Here is a 26,483-nt window from a genome sequence, read left to right as displayed (position 1 = left end):
ATAAGTAAAATAGCCCCGGTTTCTATACTTAGAGACCAGGGCTATTTTTTTGGCGGAGTCCGGTATCAAATCTCGCTCATCATCATCAATTATTGTTGCTGTTGTTCCTGAGCTTTCTCTTTTTCCTTTGCAGCTGCTTTATCTCTCTTCCTGAAGAAACCTCTCAGCAGGAAATTATGCTGTAGTGCTTCCATATTCTCATCAAGTTTTTTGGTACTTGATTCCAGATTGGTAACTGTACTTTTCAAACGTGCACCAGTCTCTTCATCGTTCAATAAAACACCCACAGCATTTTTATCAGAATTCAGTTTTTTACTTGTGGCATTAAAATTTCCTGTCATTTCGGAAGCGGAAGCAGCGGTAACCTGCAGGCTTTTAACAGCCGATTTAAGGTTACTGAAGACTACGGTATCGGTGAGCAGTTCTGTTGCCAATGTACCCTTATTATTCAGTTTAGAGGTATATTGTGAAATAGCAGAAGTAACCCTTGCTGTAGTAGCAGAAGCATTCTCCAGGTTCACCGTCATCTGGCGCAGGCGGTCGGCCATTACAGAATCTGTAAGTAAAGCTCCCACGGCGCCTTTTCCCCTAACTATTTCTGCACTAACTTTCCTGAAGTCGGTAGTGATGGCCAAAATGTTCTTATTGTTGTCCTGCAGTGTTTTCAGAATGTCATCAGGTGCCAGTGCAGCAGCGATATCCAACCTGTCACCATCTTCAACCACTGGCGCCTGTGCTGTTCCACCCAGTATCTCGATCATTTTATTTCCGATGAAACCTTCTGAACTCAGCTTTGCCATTGAGTTTTTGTGGATATATTGCTGTGCCGATTCTTCGATATGCAGCGTTACTTCAACCTGGGCATTGCCATAGAATGCAACTTTGCTGACGGTACCGATCTTTACACCGGAGAAAAATACATTGTTTCCCGCTGTGATACCATTTACATTGTTAAATATAGCTTTAAGCGTAATACTGCTGACAAACCGTTTTTGTTTTCCTCCCAGGGTAAGCACACCTGCAATAAAGATGATTACGCCGATGACGATGAAAATCCCTACGATTACTGACCTTTTGTTTTCTGAAGCGCTCATTTATTCTATTCTGTAAAATTATAATTGTAAAAAGATTGCACACGGAGATCATCACTGGCGAAAACTTCGTCGAATGTTCCCTGTATAGCAAATTGTCCGTCCAGTAGCATAGCAATTCTGTCGCCAGTTTCCTTTGCACAGGTTAAATCATGTGTAATAATGATGGCGGTCGTTTTATATTTTTCCTGAACTTCGTTGATCAGGTTATTGATTTCTATGCAGGTGATAGGATCCAGTCCGGCTGTTGGTTCATCATATAACATGATTTCAGGCCTCAGAATCAATGTTCTTGCTATACCTATACGCTTGCGTTGTCCACCTGACAATTCCGAAGGCATCTGCTCAATAGTTTGCAACAGCCCTACAGCGTCAAGTACACTTTCCACTTCATCATTGATCTGGCTGCGCTTTAAGTTTCTTGAATTCCGGACAAGCGGGAACTCCAGGTTCTGCCGTACAGTCATACTATCATACAACGCACTGTTCTGAAAAGAAAACCCTACTTTTAACCGTAACTCCATCAGCTCCCGGGAAGGCAGCTCTGCTACTTCCTGGCCCAATACATTTACTTGTCCCGCATCGGGGAGGAGCAATCCTGAAATAATTTTGATCAGCACTGATTTTCCTGTACCGGAACGGCCCAATACCACCAGGTTTTCTCCTTTGTAAACATCGAGGTTTACACCTCTGAGTATATGAAGACTTCCAAAAGCCTTTTGCAAGCCTCTAATAGAGATTACTGGGTTATTTCTATCTATCGCTTTCTGTTCTTTTATCATGATCTTTTAACGGAAGGCATTTACAATTGCAACAATAACTATTTCTTCCACGAAGATCAGGAACATGGCCGCGACTACGGCTGAGTTAGCAGCTTTTCCAACACCTTCAGTTCCCTTAGTAGAATTATAACCACAATAACAGCCAACAACACCAATGGTAAAACCAAAGACGGTCGATTTAAACGAGGTACTAAAAAGATCTAAAAAGCTGAGTGAATCAAACACCTGTGAGAAAAACATTGCGAAGCTGGTCTGCTCATTACTATGCACACTTAAATAAGCGCCCATCAGCGCTACAAATGCCGTGTACATCACCAATAAAGGTATCATAAATGTAGTGGCCAGTATTCTGCTGACTACAAGATATTTAAAAGGATTAGTGGCCGAAACTTCCATGGCATCAATCTGCTCTGTCACTTTCATAGAACCCAGTTCGGCACCCATATTGGAGCCTACTTTTCCAGCAGCGATCAGCGCAGTAACCAGAGGAGCAAGTGCCCGGACAATAGCGATTGAGATCAGGGAAGGTAACCACGATGTGGCACCAAAGTTTGCCAGTGAAGGGCGTGACTGGTTGGTAAATACTACACCTGTAATAAAGCCGGTAAGGGAAATCAGTGGAAGGGATTTATAACCTACCTCATAACATTGATGTATAATTTCCTTAAATTCGTACGGAGGTATGAATACTTCCTTGAAGAAACGAAGGATGAATTGATAGATTTCGTAAACAGTAAAGAACAAATCGTCCATTTTTTTGGATACGATGTATTTGGTAGGCTGGATATTGGGATTGTCTGAGTTCGGATCCATTCGTTATGATTGATGCTGCCAAATATAATTTAAATCATCATTATATTTATTCTATATAAGAAAGCAACAAAATAAGAAAATTGTTTTTGTTTTATGTTGACTAAATATGCATTTTGGTCAAATGTAAGATATCATGAATCATTCACCAATCCACGATTTTAAAATGACACAATAATGATGTGCCCATAAGCAATAATTAAACCATATGATACAAACCTTCAAATCAGCATTATTAGGCGCAATTTTCCTTGTTATAGCCAGCCTGAATGCCCATGCCCAGGAACATCCTCCATTCTGGGATGACGTCAAAGCGATCAAAGTATATGACCAGATCTATGCGCCGCCAAAAGAGCCCATCTTATTTATCGGCAGTTCCTCCATTCGCCTCTGGGTAGATTTTACAACGACTTTCAAAAACTACACTGTGCTCAACCGTGGCATCGGTGGGGCGGTGACCAGCGATGTAGACCGCTATCTGAATGAGATCGTATTTCCGTACCATCCCAAACAGATCGTTATTTACGTAGGGGAGAATGACCTGCTTAAAGCCCCTAACGCCGCATTAGTGTTCAACGACTTTAAAAAGCTATACGCAGATATCAGAACCAAACTTCCGAATACCCCTATAGTATATATAGCCATAAAAGGAAGCCCATCAAGGAAACAATACCAGCAACTGGCAATTCAGGCCAATCAGCTAATCAGTAACTTTATCAAAGGACAGCAGCACATCACCTTCGTTGATGTCTATCATCCCATGCTGGATAAAAGCGGAGCTATGCAACCCGTATTGTTCAAGCAGGACATGTTACATATGAATGGCTCCGGCTATAAAATATGGAACAAACTGCTCATCCCGCACCTCCTGAAACACTAGGAGGAAGTACCGGATTAGCAAGGGATACACCATATCTGAAAAAGCTCGTAACTATACGCAGGCGTGCAAGAAGGTAGCTAAATTCTTCATTTTCCATAAGCGTAAGTTTGCTTAAATATAAGCGTATTTCAGTTTGCAGCACCGGCACAACGACTCCAAAATTAAAAGCCACCCTGCAAACCCCTTCTTTCGTCGGTGTATTCGGCATGCTTGTCTAATTTCATCCGATCTGTAGTATTTATTCAGTTCATTTGATTGAATGCAGCGTTATGGATTATACCACTCAGCAATAGCTTTCAGATTGTGATTTGTGTAACACTTCCATTACCTGTTAGCATTTTAATGAAGTTGGCAAAATTATGATCGGTGTTGTAACTCATTTAAATATCTTTGTTTAACAAATATGTTAAATAAGAATATTAAACAGTAATAAAGAAATGGCAGTAAGAGACACAGGTGACCCCAACAAACCTGTCAATAGGCCTGCCGTCCCAACTACTGCATAACCGTCCTGACGTTCAGCAGGCAGAATTTGCATTCAGGAATTCATTTGAAAACACCAACCTCGCCAGAACATATTTCTATCCAAGTTTAACGTTAACCGCAGACGGCGGTTTATCCACCCTGCAGTTAAAGAACTTTTTTGATGAGTCTATCTTTTATTCATTAATAGGCGGACTGACGCAGCCGATCTTTAACCAGGGGATCAATAAAGCCAGGCTGACCACTGCTCAATCGCAACAGGCAATGAATACCTTTCAGCAGACGCTGCTGGTTGCCGGACAGGAAGTATCCAACTCACTGTTCGATTACCAGTCGGCCGTAGCCAAACAGGATTCCAGGGCAACACAGATCCTGGCACTTACCAAAGCTGTGGACTATACCCAGGAGTTATTGCGTTTCAGCTCTGCTACGAACTATACGGATGTGCTGACTTCAGAGCAAAGCCTGTTGGCAGCACAGCTGAGCGGAGTAAGTGATCAGCTGCAGAAATTGCAGGCAGTAGTGAATCTTTACCGTGCATTGGGCGGTGGCTGGAAATAACCAGCTACCAGTCTATGCCCTGAAGAGATTCATGATATTTTACAGGATCAATGCTGTAAAGGTTGGGTGATTTATGCGCCCCGCCTTTACGGCGATCCTCATGTTTGATCAGAATACCGAACCGCATGATGCGCCGGTAAAAATTTCCCCTGTTCAAAGTTCTTCCCAATATTGTTTCATACAATTTCTGTAGTTCGGAGATTGTAAATCGTTCCGGAAGCAGGTTCATACCGATAGGTTTATAACTCAGTTGCTGCCTTAAAGATGTCAGCGCAGTATCATAAATTGCCTGGTGGTCCATGGCCAGTGCCGGCATCTCATCAATCGCTTTCCATTCGCAGATATCACTGTAATCATCTATTTCTGGGATTACTTCCATGTAGTTTACTAACGCATAAAAACCTATTGAAATGAAACGTTGTTTATGCCAGAGATCATCCTCATAATCGTCAAAATATCCTTCAGAGCGGTTGATGTTCCCGAATACACCAAATTCCTGTAAATAGACCCTATCTACGCCTGTACGCTCCCTAAGCACCCTTTGTGCTGCATCTTCAACATTTTCATTCTTGAATACATACCCGCCTGGCAGCAGCCATTGCCGGGTAGAGGCCATCCTTGTCAGCAGTACTTTAAGCTGGTTTTCATGAAAGCCAAAAACTACACTGTCAACCGAAATGTGAGGGACGGCATTGTCCCACATCTGACGGCTCATCTCTATTATCTTTTCGTCTTTTTCCATGTTCCGCAATAATAAGCCTAAAATAAATATTTGCAAGTTTAAATAAAATAATATATTATTGCTTCATAAAGAAGCTGTGGTACTGAATTTTATTCATTACGCTTAGATTTTATTCAGTATCCTGGTGGGGGACCTCACCATTGCCCCGGACTTAAAGGGATATTATTATAGAATACCGTACATTCCTTATAGCTATACGTTGAAAAATCTGCTATTACTGCATAAAATTTTAACGGACGATGGCCTATTTTAAACAGTTTTCCTTCAAAAAGTTTGGTCTGATGGATTTGAAAGGCCAGAAGCCGGAAGATACAGCCGGTCAGCAGTTCAATGATTATATTAAAGTGATCTTTCTAAAAAAGGGAGCAAAGGTAAAGGTAGACTTTAACTCTTAGTACCTTCAGTCAGACGCCTTATTTTTTGTTCACGGCGGACAGTATTACCAAAGCTGTTACGGTTCTATGATCTATTACAACCGTGATATCAAATCTACCAGGATCTGGAAACTCGAACATGATATACAGACGGAGGAGAGCAGGCACGAGCTTGAATTTATCAGGCATTTCTCCCAGCTGGTAGAGTGGCACTTTGCCACCAAACATACTGTAGCCGAATATGCGGATATCCTTAATATCACTGCCAAGGCACTCAATAAAAACTAGGATATGATGATCCTTCCTACTTTATCCGCCTGTTCACCAAACAGACCGGTTCCTCGCCTCAGCATTTCAGGAAACAATACACTGCAGTATAATTTTCACTGCAAAATCAACATTAGTACAAAATGGCATATTATTAAAATTATTTGCCATTTTGTTTATAATAAATATTTTTTAATTAACTTTAATTTAATATATATACAATACACCTTATCGGTTTGTGATTATAATAGTTTTGATAAAAATAAATGTGATTTCCTAAACAGCAAAAACCCAATGCATATGTCAAAGTTCCTGTTTGTTGTACCTCCGTTTTTTGGCCATATTAATGCAACATTAAGCCTGGGGGCAAGTTTACTGCAAAAGGGGCATGACGTTAAATGGCTGGGTATTCAGCCTCTTGCTGTACATCATATTCCTCCCGGAGGCGAGTTTATCTGTCCGGAGAAGGATCTTGCTGCTTACCACCAGCAGATCCAGGGAATACTGGCGCGGCAGGGTGATGAAAATGCCTATTCCGGTCCGGAGGTCATGAAATTCACTTTTGAAGAGACCTTCATCCCATTTGCAAGGATAATGATGCCGGTACTGGACAAGTTTGTGGATACCTGGAAGCCGGATGTGATCATTGGCGATTATATGGCATTTGCAGGTTCGCTGTGTGCGTATCTCAGGGAGATTCCCTGCGTGATCAGCTATCCCGTACCACCAGACCTGGTCTCCGGGATGGAAGAGAATGTGCCCAAAGTATTTACCTGGCATGAAGAACTGATGAAGGGGCTGCAGCAGGAATTTGGGGTATCTGGTGATGTGGTGATCAACAATCTGAAACAAATGGATCTTGTATTTACCTCAGCAGAGTTCTCAGGAATTGCAGCACCTCCGCCGCATATGAAATTTGTAGGCCCGGTAAAGGGGAGGCCCAATCCGGTAGCTTTCAGCTGGGACCTGCTGGAAAAAGCAGCTTCGCCAAAGGTCTTTGTATCCCTGGGAACCGTGCTTTCGGGTGTAAGGGAATCGTTTTTCAAAAAGCTGGTGGAAGCGTTTGCTGATATGCCGCTCACGGTCATCGCCGTTACCGATCCTGCACTCTTTGAGCAATGGCCTGATAACTTCATTGTGAGCCGCGTTGTCCCTCAGCTGGAACTGCTGCCAAAAATGGATGTTGTCATCAGTCACGGCGGATTTAACACCATTAATGAAACACTGATGAATGGCCTGCCAATGCTGGTCACCCCAATTGCCTATGACCAGTTCCACAATGCAAAGCTGGTTGAAAATGCGGGCTGTGGTATCGTTTTACGTTACAAAAGGTTACGTGCCGAAGATATGAGAAACGCGGTACTCAGCCTGTTGAACGATCCAAAATACAAAGAATCTTCAGCCAGGATTAGGGATAGCTTTACCGATGGCGGAGGAAATGATAGGGCTGTACAGCTGCTGGAAGAGTTTGTGGCCAGGCGCAGCCCGCTGATTTCATAGCAGAATCTTCCCAATCCATCGGCATGATCTCCTATTCTGCCTCATTTAACATTTCGTAACAATTAGCAGGGCATATATTTCTGGATTTTAGGGAAATATTAAACCCTATATGAAGACTATTTTACTATTGTTATTGTTTTGCGGCTTGTTTTTTATACAGCAGGCCAGTGCCCAGAAGGCCCAGAGCGTTCCAAACTTCCAGAATGATACGGCGAAAGTCAATAAGTTCATTACTGCCCAGCTGGATGAAGTTCTGGATGAATTCGGCGCTACCTACAAGATCAGGTTCATATTTGATCGTGCCCAGATGCACAAATATGGGGTGAGCGATCACTACTTCCAGGATAAGGTGAAAGACATCATCCGGCAGATCTGCCGTAGCAATGGCATCTATTATGCCAAACAACCGGATGGTACGTACTACATCCTGGAGAAACCTGAAGATATCACCAGGCTCAGAAGGCTGCCTGCGAGCGCTATAAAACCTACTGTGGAGGGAAAAGAAAATCAGACCTTTACGGAAGAGACCATCACTACAGCGGCGGCAATCACCCCTGTACATACCAATTTCTCCCTCGCGGGCAGGGTGACAGACAATGCTACAGGCGAGTCACTGCCATCGGCCTCCATAAAAATAAGAGGAACAAATATTACTGCGGTCACCAATACGGATGGATATTTCAACCTGCTCAATGTTCCTGCTGATACCTCAGTCCTGCTGGTCAGATATGCCGGGTACCAGACCTCGGCAGAAAGGCTGACGCCTGAACGGGCAGCACAAAAACTGGTGATCTCTTTACTGCCGGCGGATAATGCACTGAACGAGGTTGTGATCAACGGAGAGAAAAAAGAAAGTGTAATGAACACCGACACCCGGAGGGTAAGTGTTGTTCAGCTTACGCCGGCCAAACTGGCCGTACTACCAAACATCGGGGAAAGAGATATCCTGCGGGCCTTCCAGCTGATGCCGGGAATCAGCGGAAGTAATGAGTCGTCTTCGGGAGCTTATGTAAGAGGAGGTACTCCAGATCAGAACCTGGTGCTGTTTGACGGGTTTACGGTTTACCAGGTCGATCACTTGTATGGATTTTACAGCGCTTTTAACGTTAACGCCGTCAAAGATGTGCAGATGTACAAAGGCGGTTTCTCCTCGAAATTCGGCGGCAGGTTATCCAGTGTTACCGATATCACAGGTAAAGACGGGAACAAGAAGACTGCCGGTTTTGGTGTGGATCTCAGTTTGTTAAGCGTCAATATTTACGGTGAAACACCTATAAACGACAAATCTTCGCTTTTATTCAGTCTGCGGAGATCATACCAGGGACCGCTTTACAATAAGATCTTCAACAAACTGACCAATACGACTATGGCAACTGCAGGTACTGGTGGTGCTGGCTTCGGAGGGCCGGGCGGCAGAGGAGGAATGGCCAATTTCCAGACTCAGGTTTCTTCCTGGTTCTATGACCTCAATGGAAAGTATACCTACACACCGGACGACAAAAATATCTTCTCACTGAGTTTCTACAGTGGAAAGGATAAACTGGATAACAGCCATGACCTTGGTATTCCAGGTGCTTTGTCCAGTACCGTAAACAGCTCCAGCATCACAGACCTTACTACCTACGGAAACGTGGGCTCAAGCGCAAAATGGTCAAGAAGGTGGACTAATAAACTATACTCCAATACCCTTGTCAGCTACTCCAATTTTTTCAGCCACCGTAACAGGGGTATGGAAAGCTCCATTACAGACTCTACCGGAAGTACGGTCAATACCAGCAACGGATCTGCAGAGAACAATAACCTAAGGGATATCAGTGCAAAATCAGACTGGGAATGGAACATCACCAATACCGGTAAGATCCTTTTTGGCGCTTTTACGGCTAAACAGGATGTAAAATATGATTATACCCAGAACGATACTACCAAACTGATCGACCAGAATAACAAGGCGCTGACCGTAGGTGCCTATACAGAGCTGGAGCAAAACTTCGGCCCTTTAAGGTTTACACCCGGTGTGAGGTATACACATTACGATGTGACCCATAAAAATTATGTGGAACCCCGCTTTTCTGCAAGTTATGCGATTAACGACAAACTGATGCTCAAAGCCGCTACCGGGCGCTTCTACCAGTTTACCAACCGCGTTGTACGTGAGGATATCCTTTCGGGAAGTAAAGATTTCTGGGTACTTGCCAATGGCAGCAGCATTCCCGTAGGCAGTGCTATCCATTATATTCTTGGTGCCAGTTATGAAACGAATAAATTCCTGTTCAGTGTGGAAGGCTATTACAAAAGGCTGAGTGACCTCACCGAATATTCACTAAGGCAAACCGGAACGGGAGGGATGGGCAATCCCAATTCCACCATCACACTTGAACAGAATTTCTACAATGGCAAGGGCTATGCGAAGGGAATTGAATTCCTGGTTCAGAAGAAAGCAGGACAGTACACCGGCTGGATAGGCTACACGCTCGCCAGTGCTTTCAACAAATTCGACGTCTACGGGACGGATTATTTTCCGGCAGCCCAGGACGTACGCAATGAATTCAAATCCATTAACCTGTACCAGGAGGGAAGGTGGACGTTCTCTGCCACCTGGATCTACGCCAGCGGCAGGCCCTATACCGCACCTGTAGGAAGTTATACGATCAATAAAGCAGGATCCGGAACCGAGACCTATTTCGTCATCAGCGGGAAAAACACGGAGCGCTTTAAAGCCTACCACAGGCTGGATGCTGCGATTACGTATGACCTGATCAAAACCAGCACCAAGAAGATCGGCAGCATAGGTTTCTCCTTTTTTAACATCTATAACCGGTCAAACACCTGGTACAGGGAATATGCCATACAGGGAAACCAAGTCATTTCTACTGACGTCAATTATCTGGGTTTCACACCTAACTTAACACTAAGCTTAAAATGGTAACAATCATCAACTATAAAAAAATCCTGTTCAGCAGTATCGTTGTGCTGCTTTTCCTGGCAGCAGCCTGCAAAAAAGACAATTCATCGGCCGATTACAGTTCACTGCCCGTGGTAGAAGCCTACCTGATGCCCAATAAAATCGTGGAAGTGAAAGTGTCCCTGCAAAAGGCGCTTGTAGATACCAATGCCTATGGTGTGCCCATCTCTGGCCTTACCATCAGCATATCAGATGGTACCACCACAAAAGTGCTCACAGAAGATAAAACAGGCCATTATGTGCTGAACGACCTTAGTTTCGTTAAATCAAAAGGTCTGTACAGCTTATCGTTCATTTATAACGACCTGCCTGTAACAGCAAGTACCGTTGTTCCCGGTAAACCATCGGATGTGGTGACTTCAGCAGATACCGTGGTGATCCCTAAAATGACCTTTGGCAGTACAGCAACCGCATTTGTGCCGGTATTTATTGGATGGAACAACAGCGGGGCATATAACCATATTGTGGTTTTCCGGTACCTTGAATCCTTTAAATCTATCATTTCCAATCGCTTTAACAGCGATACCAGCACCAGCGTAGAGGTAAACGCCGTTAAAACCTCCAGTTTTGAATTGACAGCACGCACTTTTAAATATTACGGAAATTATAAGGTGATCGTAACGCGGGTAAACCAGGAATACCTGGATATGCTGAACAATACGAGCAAATCTTCACAAAATTTAACAAATGCGCCTACCAATGTTACGAACGGATTGGGTATTTTTACCGCAATGCAGTCCGACACGCTCTCTAAAAATTTGCTGGTTAAAGCGGAAGAATAACTGAAAAGATCATGAAGCGTTTATCCAGGCTGATATCAAATAAATATGTCATTTATGCCATCCATGTGTTGTTCTGGATGCTGCTGATCTTTCCTTTTTTATCAGGGCCGTATCATCCTGCGTATTTTGAACAGTTAAAGTACAGGATAATCTTCAATAACAGTATTTTGATTATCCTGTTCTATTTCAATGCGTATTATCTTTATCCAAAGGTGTTCCGCACCAGGGGCTGGCCTGCATATATCTTCAGCGTCATGTTATCCGTTGGGCTGCTCGTTTACGTATCTTTTTATGTAGAGAAAAAATGGATGCCCGTTGACGAATTTACCCGTTTCCAGTGGCATCACCATCGCCGTTCCAACCGCGACTTCCCTCCGCCAATGGGGCCGCCGAGAGGTGGTTTCCCTTTCGCTATGTACCTCTTCATCATCGGGATCAGCTTTAGCTACAGGTTGATGACGGATCAGAATATTGAGGAAAAGAAACGCAAGGAACAGGAAACCGAGACTTTAAAAACAGAGCTGGACTTCCTGCGTTCGCAGATCAGTCCTCATTTCATGTTCAATGTGCTCAATACGCTGGTAGCTATGGCGAGGAAAAAATCAGACCTGATCGAGCCTTCGCTTATCCAGCTGTCTACGCTGATGCGTTATGTGCTCCATGAAAGCAATTACAGCAGGATACCGCTGGGCAAAGAGGTGGAATACCTGAAAAACTATATCGAACTGCAGTCGCTCAGGTTTGGGGATGATCTTAACCTGATCATGGAGATCGCAGAAAATACAGAAGGATTTGAGATTGAGCCCATGCTGCTGATCCCCTTTGTGGAAAATGCTTTCAAACATGGGCTCGGCACTGGCGATGAAGCACGCCTGCTGATCCGCCTGAGCATTGACAACGCGCTGTCAGTCCTGCATTTTACAGTGGAAAATGAAATTGCGCCCCTGAATAACAGTAAAGATGCCAGTTCGGGTATAGGGCTCAAAAACGTGAGCCGAAGGCTTGAATTATTATACAAAGACAGATATACCCTGAATACGATGGTAAATGATAATATTTTTATTGCTGACCTTACAATTGAACTGAGATGATCCGGTGCCTGATAATTGATGATGAACGTTTTGCCAGGGAACTGATTGAGGATAATATCCGCCTGATCCCGTTTCTGGACCTTGCAGCCAGCTGCAAAAATACAGATGAGGCCATGAAAGTAATGGCCACGGAGAAAATAGACCTGGTATTCCTGGATATACAGATGCCCGGATTGTCTGGCATACAATGGCTGAAAGCCGGTCTGATCAGTTCCCCGATGGTCGTTATGGTTACCGCTTATGAAAATTATGCGCTGGACGGGTTTAACCTGAAAGTGCTGGATTACGTGGTAAAGCCTGTGTCATTCGACCGCTTTCTAATGGCATCAACCAGGGCAATGGAAATGTACCTCCTGAAAAACAAACAGGCGGCGGCAGTACCTGCAGAACCCAATACGATGTTCGTCAACTCAGATTACTCCCTGGTAAGGATCAATATGGATCATATCACACATATTGAAGGCCTGAAAGATTACATCAAGATCTATCAGCTGCACAGCGACCGGCCAATCATCCCAAGGCTTACCTTACACTACATGGAGGCCAAGTTGCCTGCAGCAGCCTTTCTGAGGGTCCACCGGTCGTACATCGTTGCACTGGATAAAATCGTCTCTGTGAAAAGAAACCGGTTATACCTGCCTGATGCAGACATTCCGTTCACCGATAATTACAGGTCACAACTGATGGAATATATCGGACAGCGCAGCTGACAGGAGCAGAGTAACCACGGGGAATAGGTTTAACGATCATGGCATCACCGATGGATGCTGTTCGAAAATATACCTTATATTTTTGTCATTGCCCGTGGTATCTTGTTTTAATGTCAGTTTTTTCCCTTCGTAACGCTGATAATCCACTTTTGCACTTTTTTGTGCGTCGGGACTTGTCCTGATCATTTCCACCGTTTGCAGGTTGCCCGGGATTTTTGCGCCAAACCAATGCTCATCCTTTTTCTGTTTCCAGGTGATCATGGCCAGCACTTCACCGGCCTGAACCGGGGTACCTGCTTTCGCTGTATTCAGGGCAAGGTCGTTCCCGTAGATCGTAGACATTGTATTTTGTTTTTCGTTGACCGATGAACTGAGCACCTTCAGCCCAAGTTTGCTGAAATTGAAGTCTTCTGGCAGCGAAGCTTCCTTATTGATCAGCTGCTTTTCATCGGGTTGTTCTCTGCAGGCTGCTGCTAACAGTACCAGGACCGGAAATAGGATATATATAGCTTTCATCGTTTTAGTGTTTAACTGGCATTGTGAATACAAAATCGTTGTTTTTCATCGGGCGGTGGCAATTCACGCATTCAGTGGCAAAGAGCCTTGTTTTTCCATAGGGAAGCATCTTCGGGGTTTTGAAACGGGCAAATCCCCATCCGGCAGTGGAAGCATATTTTTTATCATTCTTGATCATGTATTCCACCTGCTTAAAAGCACCGGTTTTTACATTCCCGTTTGCGTCTTTTAGCCTATCCCATGCTACTTTAGCGAAGATGGCGCCGTTGGGCCAGGGGTTAATATGATTTTTTTTGATCGCTTTAATGGCGATGTCGTTTCCGAATACGACCCTCAAGCTGTTGTTATCGAAACGGTCTGATGTGGTGACCACCTGCCAGTTCTTATAATCAGGAATGAACTCGATACCATTCAGAGCTACAGGAAGATTGGTCTTTGGCGCTTCGGCACCTTTAGCCCATTTGTCATACTGTATGTCCAGCGCATTGGTTTTGCTGGTATCCGCAAGTTTGCTGGTCACGGTGCCTGACAGGTAATTCCTGAGGATAAGCAGATCTGTAGCGGATACCTTTGTACCGGGGTGAACGATCTGATAAGATTTGATGGGCATTGCGCCGGCCTGGATCTGGTTAACGGCTTCCCAGAGTTTGGCCGCCTGTTCTGGTTTGGCCATGGCAGACCAAACAGAAAAATTTAATCCCTCACGTCCTTTTTTTACGTCCTCCGCTACTTTCCAGTAAGCAGGGGCGATTTTATCATACCACCTGATGTTGCTTTCGTTGGAATGACAGTCATAACAGGCTCTCTTCAGAATTGCCTTTACTTCCTGCGGCGCCTGGAGATCACCTGTAACCGGTGGGTTTTCAATCACGGGCCTGTTAATGAACTGAAGGATCAGCAGGCAGCCCAGGACTACGAAGACAAGGGAGATGATTATTTTCTTTAACGGGGTTTGTGAAACTGCACTCATTTCTTGTTTTTTTATAAAGGAACACTTATTATAAACTTATTTCCATCCTAAATAGTTTAATCAGGGGAATAAATAGTTGAACCTTCCAAAAAACAATGTAAAAATTTCCGTTACACCTTTATTCCGAATTCATTTGCGAGCCGCTTAAAGTCCTGCTGTATCATTCTATTGAGGGCTTTTTGCTGATAAACTGCCGTGATCCTGTCTAATCCGCTCAGCACGTAGAGCCCTAATCGTATATTTTGCAGCTGCGCCTGCTGATACTGAGGATCAAGTGAACTGATATAGCTAAACTCCTGTTTCAGGTAATCCGTCGTTTCACGTGTCAGCTCAGTAGCCTCTTTCAGGTGATGCAATGCATAGAGGTTCTGAATGGTATTGATCCTGCTGATGGTATCTGTGATGCTGTAATTTCTGAGCGGCAGTTCTTTCATGCTTTTCCTCAGTACGTGGTCGGCCTCAGTAATATTGCCTTCCATGATCAGGTTGCCTGTCAGCGTATTGTTCATTGCCCAGGTTCCATATAGGAATGACCGCATTTGCGGATCGAGGTAAGCAGATTTTTTAAAGGAAGAGAAATCCATTTTATTCATCACATGATCATACATCACAGCCGTATTGGTCTTGTCAGATTTATCGCGCGGATCTGCCGGATCTGCGCTGAAGGGCAGCAGGCGGTATGCATATCCTTCAAGATACAGGTATTTGTCCAGTCCGATATAAGTATCCTCAGAAACGGATGTAGCAAAATATACAGGCCGTTCCCAGTTGTTGTGTACCAGGATGTCAAATATGGCAAGGTCTCCTTTGCTGGCGTAGGATTTACGGAAATCCCATTCCATGGCTTTTGCCACCTTTGGCCGTTCTGTTTCGCTGATGGTATGTGTTTTGACCAGCTGATCCGTGTCCACTGTTAGCTTCAACTTCTTTGAGGGAAGGAAATTCATGTATTCACCGCTGGTCATTTGAACCTGATCTTCTTTATTGTCAGAGGTCATTACCGCGAACAAGTCTTTCAGTTCTACGCTGTCCGTCAGGCCATAGTCTACATAAGGCAGGTAATCCCTCGTTCCGTCAGCATACTGACTTTCAGCCATGGTAACCGGGAGCGGGGCCGACAGGTTCATTTGTTTCTTCATCTGATTGATGTAACCTGCATCGGGCAGGAACTGTACGCAGAGTACCCGCACGTCCGTTCTGATCCCTTCAACCTCCTGGGCATACCACAGCGGGTAGGTGTCATTATCGGCGTTTGTAAACAGGATTGCATTCGGTGCACAGGAGTTCAGGTAATTCCTCGCCCAGTCGCGCGCTGTAGTTTTTTGCGACCTGTTATGGTCATCCCATCCCTGTGTTCCCATTAAAATGGGAGCACTGCAGCAGATCAATGCAGCAATAACAGGGCTCAGTTTTGAAGCTGCAAATCTGTTTAATACATCTTTTACGGCCAGCAGGCCGAAGCCGATCAAAATGGCAAAGGCATAGAATGAACCTGTATAGGCATAATCACGCTCTCTTACCTGCAGCGGATCCTGGTTCAGGTAAACGATAATTGCTATCCCGGTAAAGAAGAACAGGGCGAGCAATACAAGTGCGTCACGTTTACTTTTACGGTACAGCCATACCAGGCCTGCGATACCCAGGATCAATGGTATGGCGTAATAAACATTATGTCCTTCATTGGTCATCACACTCTGAGGAAGATCATGCTGGTTACCCAGGCGGCTGGCGTCAAGAGGTTTAATGCCTGTGATCCAGTTTCCATGTTCTATGCCGCCCTGTCCCTGGATATCGTTCTGGCGGCCCGCAAAGTTCCACAGGAAGTAACGCCAGTACATGAATCCGAGCTGCCATGAAGTGAAAAAGCTGATATTCTGGGTGAATGATGGTGTTTCACCTTCAGCGAGGTTCAGCCATTGCCGGTAAAAGGCGGGGTGGTTATCTTTCTGGCTATAGGTCCTGGGGAAGAACAGGTTTTTATCATAGGTGGTTTTGTAGGTGCTTCCCGAAACTTCGTATTTTGTTTTTCCCTTTCTGTAGGTATTGCCGGTTTCCTTATTCTCCAGCGTCTTCGCGTCAAATGTATTTCCGTACAGCAGCGGTGTAGTGCCATAATTGACACGTGAAAGATAGCTGTACAGCGAAAATGGATTATCCGGATTGCTAAGGTTGATATTTGTTTTTGCGTTGGCCCTGATGAGGATCATGAAATAAGAGCTGAAACCAAAAAGCAGGAATACCAGGCAAAGCAAGCCGAGGTTGAGGTTATATTTTTTTATGCGGATGGAGTATCTTATTGCCCAGGCAGTTGCACCTGCAAAAAACAGGAGGAAGAACATTGCGCCGGAGCCGAATCCAAAACCCAGGGTATTCACAAAAAACAGGTCTGCCTTTGCGGCAAACAGTACGAAATACTGAATGATCAGGATCTGGACGATGCCAACGATGAGGCAGCCCGCAAGGAATGCTTTAATGGTGCCGGCAAGGGTAGGCAGGTTTGTTTTTTTGAAGTACCAGACCAGTGTTACTGCCGGAATGGCCAGCAGGCTCAGCAGGTGTACACCGGTAGACAGGCCTACAATAAATGCGATGAGCACCAGCCAGCGGTCATTGGACTGGCTTTCCCATTTTAAAATGGACCAGAAGGTGATTGCTGTAAATAAAGAGGAGAGGGCATATACCTCCGCCTCCACCGCTGAGAACCAGAAAGTATCTGAAAAGGTGTAGGCCAGTGAGCCTATGGCCCCTGCAGCGATGATGCTAAAGGTTTTGGTGCTGATCTTTTCGCTTCTGTAAACTTTGGCAGCCAGCGCTGTGATGGTCCAGAACAGGAACATGATTGTTGCGGCACTTGCCAGTACGGCACTGAAGTTAATCCAATACGCGGTTTTCGCTGCATTTCCTATAGCCAGCAGGCTGAACATTTTCCCGATCATCAGGAACAGTGGCGCACCCGGCTGGTGGCCTACCTGCAATTTGCTGGAAGTTGCGATAAATTCCCCGCAGTCCCAGAAGCTGACGGTGGGCTCCATTGTGAGCCAGTAAGTGAGCAGGGCGATAGAAAAAATTACTAACCCGGCAATCGTGTTGATACGTTGGTAGCGCTTTTTCTCTCTTGGGGTATTGATCATTTCCGCGAATTCCGTGTCAATATATTCCTTTACCTGCTTCATATCAAATGATGCCGGTTTTTGTTCCAGTGCGGTCAGGATATGATCATAAAGTTCATCAAATGAATTGTCTGTCAGCGATACCTCCAGGAGGTGACGGCGGACATCAAGCTGCTGCTGCCGGCTGAGTTTCATGACAGTTTGGAGTTTAAGCTGAGCAGTAATTCCAGGTTGCCGATAAAACTTCTGGCTTCCTGAAGCTTCGTCTCTACGGCGATCTTGCCTTCTTTCGTGAGCGCATAATACTTCCGTATCCTGTTATCTACCATTTCAGTAGTGGTGGTCAGGATGCCATCAGCTTCCATTTTATGCAGGGAAGGGTACATGGAACCTTCTGTGAGCAGGATTTCACCGTTGGTGATCTCTTTTACCTTTTGAGTGATCTCATAGCCGTACATCTTTTCATTTTCCTGCAGCAGCTTCAAAATGATCGTTTGCAGACTGCCCTTTAACATACCGTTTGTTGTACTCATGACACAAATATATAATTTTCCTACATACATAGGAAAATTATATATTTGTTTTTTGTATTACTTTACTGTTCCTGACACAGAAGCCGGGACTGTTCCGGTGTTGGATAACAGAAGGAAGTGTTCTTCCTTCTGTTGCCAAGACTACAGGTTTTGTCCGCCAGACACCTCGATGCGCTGGGCATTGATCCATTTTGCATCATCTGTACACAAAAAGGCGACAACACTTCCGATATCATCCGGCCGTCCAACACGTCCCAGTGCGATCACATTTGAGATATGTTTATTCATTTCAGCGTTATCTCTTACCGCTCCGCCGTTAAAATCAGTTTCAATTGCTCCCGGCGCAACTACATTGACGTTAATCTGTCTTGCCCCCAGTTCCTTAGCCATATATTTGGACAGGTTTTCAACGGCGGCCTTCATGCTGGAATAAATTGAGAATCCGGGGGTAACGAAACGGGCAAGGCCGGTGGAAATGTTGATGATGCGTCCTCCGTCGTTAATGATGCTGAGAGATTTCTGACTAAGGAAATAAACGGCCTTATAATTCACGTTCATCAATGTATCAAACTGCACTTCGGTGCCTTCAGCAAATGGAACGGTAATACCAATTCCGGCATTGTTGATCAGGAAATCAAAACGGTCAGTATCAAATTTCTCTCTTAAAACGGTTTTAACCTCTTCCAGAAAGGGATCAAAGTTACTCACCTCAGCTGTATTCAGTTGCAGAGCGGCTGCCTTCCGGCCGGTTTGTTCAATTTCGGCGACAACAGCAAGCGCCTCCTCTTTCTGACTGTTATAGGTCAGGATCACGTCGAATCCTTTTTTGGCAATACTCAATACCATGTCTTTGCCCAGTCCCCGGCTACCACCGGTCACTACAGCAATTTTACTTTTTGGTTCCATCTTTTAAGTTTTAATTCGATGGTAAAAGTAGCATGAATACCGTGTGCTGAGTTTGCAAACTTCAATCCGATGTTTGCAAATTTCAATCTTAGACCCGGAACAGGTTAGGGGCGATGCTGGTTTGCTTTCTGAAAAAGTTTGAAAAATGTGCCAGTTGTTCAAATCCAAGGCAGTAAGCGATCTCAGAGATGTTCCAGTCTGTTTGTTTCAACAGGATCTTGGCTTCCTGGATGATCCTTGAGCTGATGATTTCAGTAGTGGTCTTTCCGGTATTTTCCTTCAGCACTTTATTCAGATGGTTCACATGCACCGAAAGGCGGTCAGCATAGTCTTTGGCAGTACGCAGGTCAAGTTTCTGGTGTGGCGATTCAATGGGGAACTGGCGCTCCAGCAGTTCAATAAACAGCGATGAAACACGGGCTGAAGCATTATGGGATGGGTATAAGGATGATGCAGGCTGCAATTTCTGTCCGTAATGGATCAGTTCGAGCACATAATTGCGGATCAGGTCATATTTATAGGCGTAATCAGAAGATAACTCCTTGTACATCTTAGTAAAAATGGCTGTAATCTCTTCAGTTGCTTCATCTGTCAGCTGGAAGATCGGATAGCCACCGGGCTGAAATATTGGCAGATCGTCTAATATCACACCGCTTTTGTTTTTGATAAGGAAGTCGGCAGTGAAGATACAGAAGTATCCATACTGGTCATCATCCTGGGGAACATAGTTATAAGGGATCTTCGGAGTAGCAAACAATAAGGCATTTTTCTCGATATCAATTACTTTATCAGCGTATTCAGCTTTATTTTTTCCACTGATCATGCTGATCTTATAGTAGGTTCTTCTGTTATAGGGCATTGTCGCCTTTTTATTAGCGCCTCTATGGATCATATCATTGATTTTGAACACATTAAAATGACCAATTTCTTTATTGATACCGTCCGGAATGAGCATTGATGTCTGCTGATAAAATTCCTCTACCGTTGTTGTTGCCATAAGACTATTGTTTGCGAATTTCAAAGATAGGTAATTACGGGGAAAACATCAGATATCCGGCACATATCACTAACTTTATGCTAAATACAGATAAGCGCCGACGAAGATTACAATCGCCAAAAAAAATATACCAATGAAAAAACAGTTTATGCTGCTGCTTTTCCTGCAAACATTTTATGGCCTGCTTCATGCACAGCAGGATAGTATTTACCAGGTCATGGTGGCAAAAGCCGGCCTGTTTCATCTTCAAAAGGACTATGTCAGTGCCATCAGTACCTATCAGTCTGCCTTTAAACTGAGGCATCCCGATGCACTGAACGCTTACAAAGCTGCAGGTGCTTACGCCTTATCGGGAGATGCGGACAAATCGTTTCAATTGCTCAAATTTGCGATTGATTCGGGCTGGACAGACGCGGAATGGCTGGCTGCCGATCCGGATTTCGCTTTACTTTCAACGCGATCAGTACAGGAATGGCAGGAAATCAAAGCAAACGCATTTGCGAAAGAGAGAAAGTATGAGCAAACGATCAGTCTGCCGGAGCTGAGGAAGAAGATCAACAGGATGACACTGCGTGATCAGCAGCTGCGTTTCAATAGGGTACAAGCGCTTGAAAAAACAGAGATAGCAAACATTAGCCTGCAGATTGAAAAGGCTGACAGAGACCATACATCGGAAGCCAGGGCAATTTTGAAGAAATACGGATGGCCAAAAATAGCGGATATCGGAAAAGACGGGCAGAATAATTTCTGGTTACTGGTGCAGCATGCTGATCATGATGTGCATTTTCAACAGCAGGCTTTAAGAGAAATGGAAAAGTTAAAAGCGGGTGGCGAAATGAATATGGAAAATTACGCTTTCCTGCTGGACCGCATCTTGTGTAATCTCAACTGGAAACAGATCTATGGTACACAGGTAATCTGGACGGCCAATGGTGAAGCTTCTGGCTTCAGGCCGATCATCAGAGAAGATCTGGCAGATCAGCGAAGGCGTATACTCGGTTTAGTTCCGTTGAGCACGTATGCACTTACCTACGGATTCAGGTACCATGCGGTCAGCAAAGAACAGGCGTTCAGGAAAGATGCAGACGATCTTGCCTATACAGGCATACTGATTGATAGCGCAAAATGGTATTACGGCAAAAAGCAATTTCAGAAGGTCTATGATGCCTATAATAACGCATCTATGATAGCAGGAGGGATGACTGATGAACAGAATTACCAGGCTGCTCTTCTTTTTGCGAAAATTGCAGCCACGGAAACGAATCCTCAGTATAAAAGTATCTCACTTGATTTTCTGGGTCTGATAGCTGCAAGGGAACAGTTATCTGCACTGCAGCTTCGGGACGCATCGTTCGGGGTCCTCAGGTCAGACCAGAGGTGGGCCGGATTGCTGAAGTCACCATTAAACAAACCCCTGCGAACCCGGGGTTCGCAGGGGCATCACTAATTATCCGTAATAACACAGATAGGCGGTATCGCTATCACATTTCACGTCAAACGATACACCTGCAGGAACATCAAATTCTTCCTGCGCCTGATATTTTACATAAGCAGCATTTTCCAGTTTCACATCCAGTGTACCTGTGATGATGATCATTTTTTCAGGTGAGGAGGTAGAGAATGTATAACTTCCTTTTTTCATCACACCCAGTGTAGCTTTTCCTTTTTCTGTTTCCAGTCCCAGGCTCTGAACTTTGCCTTCAAAATACACGTTATGGCTTATGGCCTCGTCTGCCTCAGAAGGCTTAATGGAATTACTCATGGTTTCAGGTTTATTGAATAGGTTTTAATGCTCAAAAATAACCTTTTTTTAAATAATTTATTTGATGTTGTAATAACCATTGATCATTTTAGAGAACATTGTGCTTGGCAGAAGGGCTTTTACCATCATAGGAAGGCCGGTTTGGCCAAAATCGCCCACCATATAGCGGTGTGCAGGTTTTGACTTACCAACTATTTTGGCTATCAATTGGCCTACTTTGGCTGGATCACCACCATTAATTTCATTTTTTTCAACGATTTCCAATGCCGCTGCATACTCAGCTTCCAATTGTGCGTGGTCTAATGCAAGGGGCAACTTTTTGCGGGTACTTGTGTTATTTGTTTTGAAATCACCAGGATTTACTACAGTAACATTTATGCCTGTATTTTGTAATTCCATACGAAGAGACTGTGAATATCCTTCGAGTGCAAATTTGGCTGCTACATATGCGCCTGTATAGGGTGTTCCGAATAAACCGGCCATTGAGCTTACATTGATGACCAGGCCCTTTTTATTTCTGATCATTCCAGGGATTACAGCAGTACTTACGCGAATTATACCAAAGAAATTCACTGCGAATTGATCCTGAACAAATTCAACCGGTGTAGTAGCCAGAAATCCAGCTGTGGTGACTCCTGCGTTGTTTACCAGCACATCAATCCGTCCTTCTGCTTTAAGGATCAGTGCTACCGCTGAATTTACTGACTGATCATCTGTAACATCCATCTCCAGAGGAATAAACGATATGTTTTTTAGATTTTTGACACTTCTGCTGGCTCCATAAACGATATGACCATCGGCTTGAAGCGCGGTTGCAGCTGCCAGGCCAAAACCGGAAGAAGCACCTGTGATAAGAATTACTTTTTTCATTTTATGGTTCTATTATAATTGAATATATACGGGGTTAAAGTAAGTAAAAGTTAGCTATTGAATAGCGTATTAAAAAGTAGCAATATTACTATTAATTAAAGAAATATCATGTACCCGATAGTGGGGATATTTATGTAAGATCAGTCTGCAATTATCTTATTGATAATTTGAGTAAATTTGAACCCGCTGCTTTACTGAGTTTAAAGCGGAAATGTCCATATGAATAAAGATCAAACACCAGAAAAAATAGAAAAGGAATTATCATACATACAGAAAGTATGGCAAACAGTGGCCATAGTAGCCTTACTGGTGGTGGTGATACTGATAGCCAGGGTTGCATTTAATGTGTTGCTGATGATCCTGGCCGGTTCACTTATTGCGGTATACTTTCATGGACTTGGTGATTTGATTGAACGGAAAACAAGGCTGAACAGAACAGCGAGCATGGTGATATCTGTTGCAGGTTCATTTATCCTTCTGGGCATACTGCTGTGGTTCATGGGAACAAAAATTCAAAATCAGATTGCGTTACTTTCAGATTCATTACCTGGTACTATAGAAACAGCCAAGGCGAGGCTGAATGAGCACTCCATAGGAAAAAAAATTCTGGCTTATTTTTCTGACAACAACTCAGACAAACTCTTTGCTACCGCACAAAAGTTCTTCAGTACCAGCTTTGGCGTTTTAGGTAATGTTTATGTGATCCTGCTGCTGGCCATCTTTTTCACGTCTAATCCCTCCGTTTACAAAGACGGCATCATTAAACTTGTTCCCCGAAGGAACAAAGCGATGGCAAAAAATTCGATAGACCGTATCAGCCTTGTCCTGAAAGGCTGGTTAAAGGGAACGATGTTATCCATGTTACTGATCACAATATTGATTGCTATTGGCTTATCTGTCATGGGAATCCCCGGTGCGCTGGTACTTTCGATGTTAACCGGAATGTTAAAACTGATCCCCAATTTTGGATCCACTGCTGCCATGATTCCGGGTGTTTTACTTGCTCTGATGGTGAGCACTAATACGGCTGTTATTGTTGCATTAATTTATATTGTTTCCCAAACGGTGGTGAGTAATATTGTAACTCCGCTCATTCAGAAAAAGATGATTAACCTTCCTCCGGCGCTGACAATTATCAGTCAGGTAATCATGGGCACTTTATCCGGCGTGCTGGGAATCATACTTGCAGTTCCCCTGCTGGCTATTATCATTATACTGGTGGATGAGTTATATGTGAAGGAAATAGAGCAGGATACGGTTTAGAATGATAAAATCTTCACAAATTTCGCAAAGATTTTATCATCCGGCAAATCGTATATGCGTCAGTTATGCCATATCTTCCATTCCATACTGCTTTAATACGTCCTTAGGTACGCCTTCCCATTTATTGGGCTGGTTACCTGCATAGCCGATATCTTTCACCCCAATTTCACTGGTATAAAAACCAGAGGCGGTAAGGTCTCTCATCAGGTTAAAAAAGGCAACGCCCTGCGCCATATTCGGTTTTGCCTTTTGAGGATAGGCAATCTCATCGATGAGGCTTAACTGCTGTGCAGAAGCAGCCTTGCTGAAAGGCTGCTGGAACCTGTTGTAACTTTGGATATCCAGCCATTTCAAGCCCCCGCGCATCGGGATCTGGTGTTTAGGCATGTCTTTCACAATGAACTCTATAAAATCAGGCACCTTTGCATCTGTGGCGCTGCCCGACTTTTCATCTTTGGGGATAATGATATCGGCCAAAATGGCAATTGTAGTCATTTCATGTTCATCAAAGAACTTTGCCTCCTTCAGGGCTTTATCGCGTTCAACTTCAAAATCCTGTCTGCCGGGCTGAGCGGCACTTTCTTTATTTACTACAGCTTCTTTTACGTCTTTTCCTGGTTTACAGGCTTCCAGTAAAATTCCTGTACCTATTGCAGTGAGGCCAATGGCCTTTAACGATTCGCGTCTGTTCATATCTGTACTTTAAAGCGACTTAAGTAATGATTTTATTTTTAGCTCAGGTTTGTTTTTTTCTTCTGCGCCAGGATAAATTCTGCGGTCCGCATAGCTAAAGCAAGAATGGTCCATGTCGCATTTTTATCACCCTGCTGTACAAAAGGGCCTGCGTCAACCACAAAAAGATTTTTGCAGTCATGCGCCTGGCACCATTTGTTCAGTGCAGATTTCTTAGGATCATTGCCCATTCTTACCGTACCGGTTTCATGAATGATTTTTCCGGGTGCTTCCAATCCATAACTTGTATCAGCACCGGGCAGTTTGGACGTGATGATGGCACCCATTCCGTGCATAATTTCCTTAAAGGTCTCCTGCATATGTTTGGCCTGTTTGACCTCATCAGGATCCCATTTATAGTTAAACCGAAGTACCGGAATACCAAATTTGTCAACAACTGTAGGGTCAATCTCACAGTAATTACTCTCTCTGGCTATTGCTGTACCACGACCGGCCATTCCAACGTTGGTACCAAAAAAACGTCGGTAATCATCTTTAAGTGAGGCTCCGTAACCTCCGGCTTCTTTCATTTTGCCGTCCCGTCCCGGAACCAGGCCATTGATGTTCTGGATAGAGGAGCCAATACCATAACCGGGCATGTGAAGGCCACCGCCGTATTCGATATGATATCCTCTCGGGAAATCCAGTTTTTTATTATCAAGCCACCATGGTGAGTAGATATGAACACTGCCTACACCATCTTCATTGTAACGTTTACGGTCTAACAGCTGTGGTAAGAAGCCGCTTAAACTTGCTCCTGTAGAATCATGCAGGTATTTACCTACTATACCACTGCTGTTGGCAATTCCATCGGGGTGTGCCGTGGATCTTGAGTTCAGTAACAGTCTGGCGGATTCTCCGGCGCTGGCGCCCAGGATCACCATTTTACCGTTAACCTGGTATTCCTGAAGATCTTTGGTATTTACATAAGATACGCCTGTAGCCAGTCCGGTCTTGTCGGTTAAAACTTCTCTTACCATTGCATTGGTAATCACAGTAAGATTGCCTGTTTCTATAGCAGGAATCACCAGGCATGATGAAGATGAAAAGTCGGCATACACCTTACATGATCTGCCGCATTGTCCGCAAAAGAAGCAGGTGCCTCTCTGGTTATTGCCTGGCAGTGCTTCGGTTAAAACTGATCCTCTGCCGGGAATTACTGTTACTCCGGCTTTCTTAGCACCCTTCTTTATAAACAATTCATGCAGCCTTGGTTTTGGGGGTGGCAGGAAGATTCCGTCGGGTTCACTTTCAATCCCTTCGGCGGTGCCATAAACCCCAATTAACCGGTCTACCTTGTCATAAAAAGGTTTTAGCTCATCGTACGTAATAGGCCAGCTGTCTGTAAGTCCGTCCTTAGGCTGGAAGTCATCCGGCCCCATTCTCAAAGAAATCCTTCCCCAGTGATTGGTTCGCCCGCCCAACATTCTGGACCGGAACCACGCAAATTCTGATCCGTTCTTCTGTGTGTATGGTTCTCCTTCCAATTCCCAGCCTCCGTATGCGGCATCAAAATCACCGAAAGGGCGGGTAGTACTGGCCCCCCGCCGGGGTGATTCCCATGGCCATTTGAGTTGCTGTGCATCCGTTCTCGGGTCAAAATGGGCACCAGCCTCCAGCATTAATACTTTTTGGCCTGCGTGGGCGAGTACATACGCAGCCATACCGCCTCCTGCACCTGATCCTACAATAATTGCATCGTATTCGAGGTCCGATTTTTTAATCTGAAATTCGTTCATCCTTAATTCTAGGTTTACTAAGCTTCTATATCTGGGTCTTTATTTTCCTA

26 protein-coding genes are annotated in these 26,483 nt (G+C 44.3%); 12 read left to right on the top strand and 14 right to left on the bottom strand.

Annotation, left to right across the window (positions count from 1 at the left end):
- Nucleotides 1-89 precede the first annotated feature (89 nt).
- Genes BLW16_RS18630 through BLW16_RS18620 form a run of 3 tightly spaced genes read right to left on the bottom strand, consistent with a single transcriptional unit; the run spans nt 90 to nt 2,686 of the window.
- Complete coding sequence (locus BLW16_RS18630; protein ID WP_090559368.1) at nt 90-1,094, bottom strand: MlaD family protein; 1,005 nt, start codon at nt 1,092-1,094, stop codon at nt 90-92.
- Between the two features lie 5 nt (nt 1,095-1,099).
- The gene (locus BLW16_RS18625; protein WP_090559366.1) at nt 1,100-1,873 is read right to left on the bottom strand and encodes an ABC transporter ATP-binding protein; all 774 of its coding nucleotides are present in this window, start codon (nt 1,871-1,873) and stop codon (nt 1,100-1,102) included.
- A gap of 6 nt (nt 1,874-1,879) precedes the next feature.
- Nucleotides 1,880-2,686 carry an MlaE family ABC transporter permease gene (locus BLW16_RS18620; RefSeq protein ID WP_090559365.1) on the bottom strand — a complete coding sequence of 269 codons (807 nt, stop codon included), beginning with the start codon at nt 2,684-2,686 and terminating at the stop codon, nt 1,880-1,882.
- 205 nt (nt 2,687-2,891) lie between these two features.
- Between BLW16_RS18620 and BLW16_RS18615 the strand changes: the two genes are divergently transcribed.
- Both BLW16_RS18615 and BLW16_RS18610 read left to right on the top strand, forming a co-directional pair.
- Nucleotides 2,892-3,563: a GDSL-type esterase/lipase family protein gene (locus BLW16_RS18615; RefSeq protein ID WP_090559363.1), complete on the top strand. Its 672-nt coding sequence runs from the start codon at nt 2,892-2,894 to the stop codon at nt 3,561-3,563.
- Nucleotides 3,564-4,019: 456 nt separating this feature from the next.
- Complete coding sequence (locus tag BLW16_RS18610) at nt 4,020-4,607, top strand: TolC family protein (RefSeq protein ID WP_245735377.1); 588 nt, start codon at nt 4,020-4,022, stop codon at nt 4,605-4,607.
- Between the two features lie 4 nt (nt 4,608-4,611).
- Here BLW16_RS18610 and BLW16_RS18605 read toward each other — a convergent pair whose 3' ends face one another.
- Complete coding sequence (locus BLW16_RS18605) at nt 4,612-5,349, bottom strand: NUDIX hydrolase (protein WP_090559361.1); 738 nt, start codon at nt 5,347-5,349, stop codon at nt 4,612-4,614.
- 239 nt (nt 5,350-5,588) lie between these two features.
- Between BLW16_RS18605 and BLW16_RS23335 the strand changes: the two genes are divergently transcribed.
- From BLW16_RS23335 to BLW16_RS18575, 8 genes are all read left to right on the top strand, one after another.
- Complete coding sequence (locus tag BLW16_RS23335) at nt 5,589-5,744, top strand: hypothetical protein (protein WP_175470639.1); 156 nt, start codon at nt 5,589-5,591, stop codon at nt 5,742-5,744.
- Nucleotides 5,745-5,810: 66 nt separating this feature from the next.
- Nucleotides 5,811-6,011, top strand: coding sequence for a hypothetical protein (locus BLW16_RS18600; protein ID WP_090559359.1), 201 nt, complete (start codon nt 5,811-5,813; stop codon nt 6,009-6,011).
- Nucleotides 6,012-6,034: 23 nt separating this feature from the next.
- Entirely contained in the window at nt 6,035-6,103 is a 69-nt protein-coding gene (locus tag BLW16_RS24085) for a hypothetical protein (RefSeq protein ID WP_394332039.1), read from the top strand.
- Between the two features lie 187 nt (nt 6,104-6,290).
- A complete protein-coding gene (locus tag BLW16_RS18595) occupies nt 6,291-7,490 on the top strand; it encodes a glycosyltransferase (RefSeq protein WP_090559357.1) in 1,200 nt (399 codons plus the stop codon).
- A gap of 109 nt (nt 7,491-7,599) precedes the next feature.
- Nucleotides 7,600-10,416, top strand: coding sequence for a TonB-dependent receptor (locus BLW16_RS18590; protein ID WP_090559356.1), 2,817 nt, complete (start codon nt 7,600-7,602; stop codon nt 10,414-10,416).
- Entirely contained in the window at nt 10,410-11,234 is an 825-nt protein-coding gene (locus tag BLW16_RS18585; protein ID WP_090559354.1) for a DUF4249 domain-containing protein, read from the top strand. Before BLW16_RS18590 ends, BLW16_RS18585 begins: the two co-directional genes overlap by 7 nt.
- 11 nt (nt 11,235-11,245) lie before the next feature.
- Complete coding sequence (locus BLW16_RS18580; protein ID WP_090559352.1) at nt 11,246-12,325, top strand: sensor histidine kinase; 1,080 nt, start codon at nt 11,246-11,248, stop codon at nt 12,323-12,325.
- Nucleotides 12,322-13,035 carry a LytR/AlgR family response regulator transcription factor gene (locus BLW16_RS18575; protein WP_090559350.1) on the top strand — a complete coding sequence of 238 codons (714 nt, stop codon included), beginning with the start codon at nt 12,322-12,324 and terminating at the stop codon, nt 13,033-13,035. Before BLW16_RS18580 ends, BLW16_RS18575 begins: the two co-directional genes overlap by 4 nt.
- A 36-nt stretch (nt 13,036-13,071) precedes the next feature.
- On the opposite strand, the gene BLW16_RS18570 is transcribed toward BLW16_RS18575, so the two are convergent.
- From BLW16_RS18570 to BLW16_RS18545, 6 genes are all read right to left on the bottom strand, one after another.
- Nucleotides 13,072-13,551 carry a cytochrome P460 family protein gene (locus tag BLW16_RS18570; protein ID WP_090559348.1) on the bottom strand — a complete coding sequence of 160 codons (480 nt, stop codon included), beginning with the start codon at nt 13,549-13,551 and terminating at the stop codon, nt 13,072-13,074.
- A 4-nt stretch (nt 13,552-13,555) separates the two neighbouring features.
- Nucleotides 13,556-14,521 (bottom strand): heme-binding domain-containing protein, encoded by a 966-nt coding sequence (locus tag BLW16_RS18565; protein WP_090559347.1) that lies wholly within the window; start codon nt 14,519-14,521, stop codon nt 13,556-13,558.
- A 110-nt stretch (nt 14,522-14,631) separates the two neighbouring features.
- Nucleotides 14,632-17,826 carry a glycosyltransferase family 117 protein gene (locus tag BLW16_RS18560; RefSeq protein WP_090559345.1) on the bottom strand — a complete coding sequence of 1,065 codons (3,195 nt, stop codon included), beginning with the start codon at nt 17,824-17,826 and terminating at the stop codon, nt 14,632-14,634.
- Nucleotides 17,823-18,164 (bottom strand): PadR family transcriptional regulator, encoded by a 342-nt coding sequence (locus BLW16_RS18555; RefSeq protein WP_245735376.1) that lies wholly within the window; start codon nt 18,162-18,164, stop codon nt 17,823-17,825. The genes BLW16_RS18560 and BLW16_RS18555 overlap by 4 nt, the downstream gene beginning before the upstream one ends.
- A gap of 141 nt (nt 18,165-18,305) precedes the next feature.
- Nucleotides 18,306-19,070: an SDR family oxidoreductase gene (locus BLW16_RS18550; RefSeq protein ID WP_090559342.1), complete on the bottom strand. Its 765-nt coding sequence runs from the start codon at nt 19,068-19,070 to the stop codon at nt 18,306-18,308.
- An 88-nt stretch (nt 19,071-19,158) separates the two neighbouring features.
- Nucleotides 19,159-20,067, bottom strand: coding sequence for a helix-turn-helix domain-containing protein (locus tag BLW16_RS18545; RefSeq protein WP_090559340.1), 909 nt, complete (start codon nt 20,065-20,067; stop codon nt 19,159-19,161).
- A gap of 133 nt (nt 20,068-20,200) precedes the next feature.
- On the opposite strand from BLW16_RS18545, the gene BLW16_RS18540 reads away from it, so the two are divergent.
- Entirely contained in the window at nt 20,201-21,514 is a 1,314-nt protein-coding gene (locus BLW16_RS18540) for a DUF6624 domain-containing protein (protein ID WP_090559338.1), read from the top strand.
- On the opposite strand, the gene ppnP is transcribed toward BLW16_RS18540, so the two are convergent.
- Nucleotides 21,515-21,829, bottom strand: a complete 315-nt coding sequence (gene ppnP / locus BLW16_RS18535) for a pyrimidine/purine nucleoside phosphorylase (protein WP_090559337.1) — start codon at nt 21,827-21,829, stop codon at nt 21,515-21,517.
- 57 nt (nt 21,830-21,886) lie between these two features.
- Nucleotides 21,887-22,699, bottom strand: coding sequence for an SDR family oxidoreductase (locus BLW16_RS18530; RefSeq protein ID WP_090559335.1), 813 nt, complete (start codon nt 22,697-22,699; stop codon nt 21,887-21,889).
- A 219-nt stretch (nt 22,700-22,918) separates the two neighbouring features.
- Here BLW16_RS18530 and BLW16_RS18525 point away from each other — a divergent pair, with 219 nt between their 5' ends.
- Nucleotides 22,919-23,962, top strand: coding sequence for an AI-2E family transporter (locus BLW16_RS18525; RefSeq protein WP_090559333.1), 1,044 nt, complete (start codon nt 22,919-22,921; stop codon nt 23,960-23,962).
- Between the two features lie 63 nt (nt 23,963-24,025).
- Here the strand turns inward: BLW16_RS18525 and BLW16_RS18520 are convergent, their stop codons facing one another.
- Nucleotides 24,026-24,655 (bottom strand): gluconate 2-dehydrogenase subunit 3 family protein, encoded by a 630-nt coding sequence (locus tag BLW16_RS18520; protein WP_090559331.1) that lies wholly within the window; start codon nt 24,653-24,655, stop codon nt 24,026-24,028.
- Nucleotides 24,656-24,693: 38 nt separating this feature from the next.
- Nucleotides 24,694-26,433: a GMC family oxidoreductase gene (locus BLW16_RS18515; protein WP_090559329.1), complete on the bottom strand. Its 1,740-nt coding sequence runs from the start codon at nt 26,431-26,433 to the stop codon at nt 24,694-24,696.
- Between the last annotated feature and the right edge of the window lie 50 nt (nt 26,434-26,483).

It is taken from the genome of Pedobacter hartonius (assembly GCF_900107535.1).
In the GTDB taxonomy this organism is placed as follows: Bacteria; Bacteroidota; Bacteroidia; order Sphingobacteriales; family Sphingobacteriaceae; genus Pedobacter; species Pedobacter hartonius.
Note: the sequence above shows the minus strand (reverse complement) of the source record. Positions and strands in the feature narration are given on the sequence as shown.

Excerpts from the sequence above, each read along its gene's own strand:
- BLW16_RS18630 (WP_090559368.1), bottom strand. The coding sequence starts at position 1,094 with ATGAGCGCTTCAGAAAACAAAAGGTCAGTAATCGTAGGGATTTTCATC.
- BLW16_RS18625 (WP_090559366.1), bottom strand. The coding sequence starts at position 1,873 with ATGATAAAAGAACAGAAAGCGATAGATAGAAATAACCCAGTAATCTCT.
- BLW16_RS18620 (WP_090559365.1), bottom strand. The coding sequence starts at position 2,686 with ATGGATCCGAACTCAGACAATCCCAATATCCAGCCTACCAAATACATC.
- BLW16_RS18615 (WP_090559363.1), top strand. The coding sequence starts at position 2,892 with ATGATACAAACCTTCAAATCAGCATTATTAGGCGCAATTTTCCTTGTT.
- BLW16_RS18605 (WP_090559361.1), bottom strand. The coding sequence starts at position 5,349 with ATGGAAAAAGACGAAAAGATAATAGAGATGAGCCGTCAGATGTGGGAC.
- BLW16_RS23335 (WP_175470639.1), top strand. The coding sequence starts at position 5,589 with ATGGCCTATTTTAAACAGTTTTCCTTCAAAAAGTTTGGTCTGATGGAT.
- BLW16_RS18600 (WP_090559359.1), top strand. The coding sequence starts at position 5,811 with ATGATCTATTACAACCGTGATATCAAATCTACCAGGATCTGGAAACTC.
- BLW16_RS18595 (WP_090559357.1), top strand. The coding sequence starts at position 6,291 with ATGTCAAAGTTCCTGTTTGTTGTACCTCCGTTTTTTGGCCATATTAAT.
- BLW16_RS18590 (WP_090559356.1), top strand. The coding sequence starts at position 7,600 with ATGAAGACTATTTTACTATTGTTATTGTTTTGCGGCTTGTTTTTTATA.
- BLW16_RS18585 (WP_090559354.1), top strand. The coding sequence starts at position 10,410 with ATGGTAACAATCATCAACTATAAAAAAATCCTGTTCAGCAGTATCGTT.
- BLW16_RS18580 (WP_090559352.1), top strand. The coding sequence starts at position 11,246 with ATGAAGCGTTTATCCAGGCTGATATCAAATAAATATGTCATTTATGCC.
- BLW16_RS18575 (WP_090559350.1), top strand. The coding sequence starts at position 12,322 with ATGATCCGGTGCCTGATAATTGATGATGAACGTTTTGCCAGGGAACTG.
- BLW16_RS18570 (WP_090559348.1), bottom strand. The coding sequence starts at position 13,551 with ATGAAAGCTATATATATCCTATTTCCGGTCCTGGTACTGTTAGCAGCA.
- BLW16_RS18565 (WP_090559347.1), bottom strand. The coding sequence starts at position 14,521 with ATGAGTGCAGTTTCACAAACCCCGTTAAAGAAAATAATCATCTCCCTT.
- BLW16_RS18560 (WP_090559345.1), bottom strand. The coding sequence starts at position 17,826 with ATGAAACTCAGCCGGCAGCAGCAGCTTGATGTCCGCCGTCACCTCCTG.
- BLW16_RS18555 (WP_245735376.1), bottom strand. The coding sequence starts at position 18,164 with ATGAGTACAACAAACGGTATGTTAAAGGGCAGTCTGCAAACGATCATT.
- BLW16_RS18550 (WP_090559342.1), bottom strand. The coding sequence starts at position 19,070 with ATGGAACCAAAAAGTAAAATTGCTGTAGTGACCGGTGGTAGCCGGGGA.
- BLW16_RS18545 (WP_090559340.1), bottom strand. The coding sequence starts at position 20,067 with ATGGCAACAACAACGGTAGAGGAATTTTATCAGCAGACATCAATGCTC.
- BLW16_RS18540 (WP_090559338.1), top strand. The coding sequence starts at position 20,201 with ATGAAAAAACAGTTTATGCTGCTGCTTTTCCTGCAAACATTTTATGGC.
- ppnP (WP_090559337.1), bottom strand. The coding sequence starts at position 21,829 with ATGAGTAATTCCATTAAGCCTTCTGAGGCAGACGAGGCCATAAGCCAT.
- BLW16_RS18530 (WP_090559335.1), bottom strand. The coding sequence starts at position 22,699 with ATGAAAAAAGTAATTCTTATCACAGGTGCTTCTTCCGGTTTTGGCCTG.
- BLW16_RS18525 (WP_090559333.1), top strand. The coding sequence starts at position 22,919 with ATGAATAAAGATCAAACACCAGAAAAAATAGAAAAGGAATTATCATAC.
- BLW16_RS18520 (WP_090559331.1), bottom strand. The coding sequence starts at position 24,655 with ATGAACAGACGCGAATCGTTAAAGGCCATTGGCCTCACTGCAATAGGT.
- BLW16_RS18515 (WP_090559329.1), bottom strand. The coding sequence starts at position 26,433 with ATGAACGAATTTCAGATTAAAAAATCGGACCTCGAATACGATGCAATT.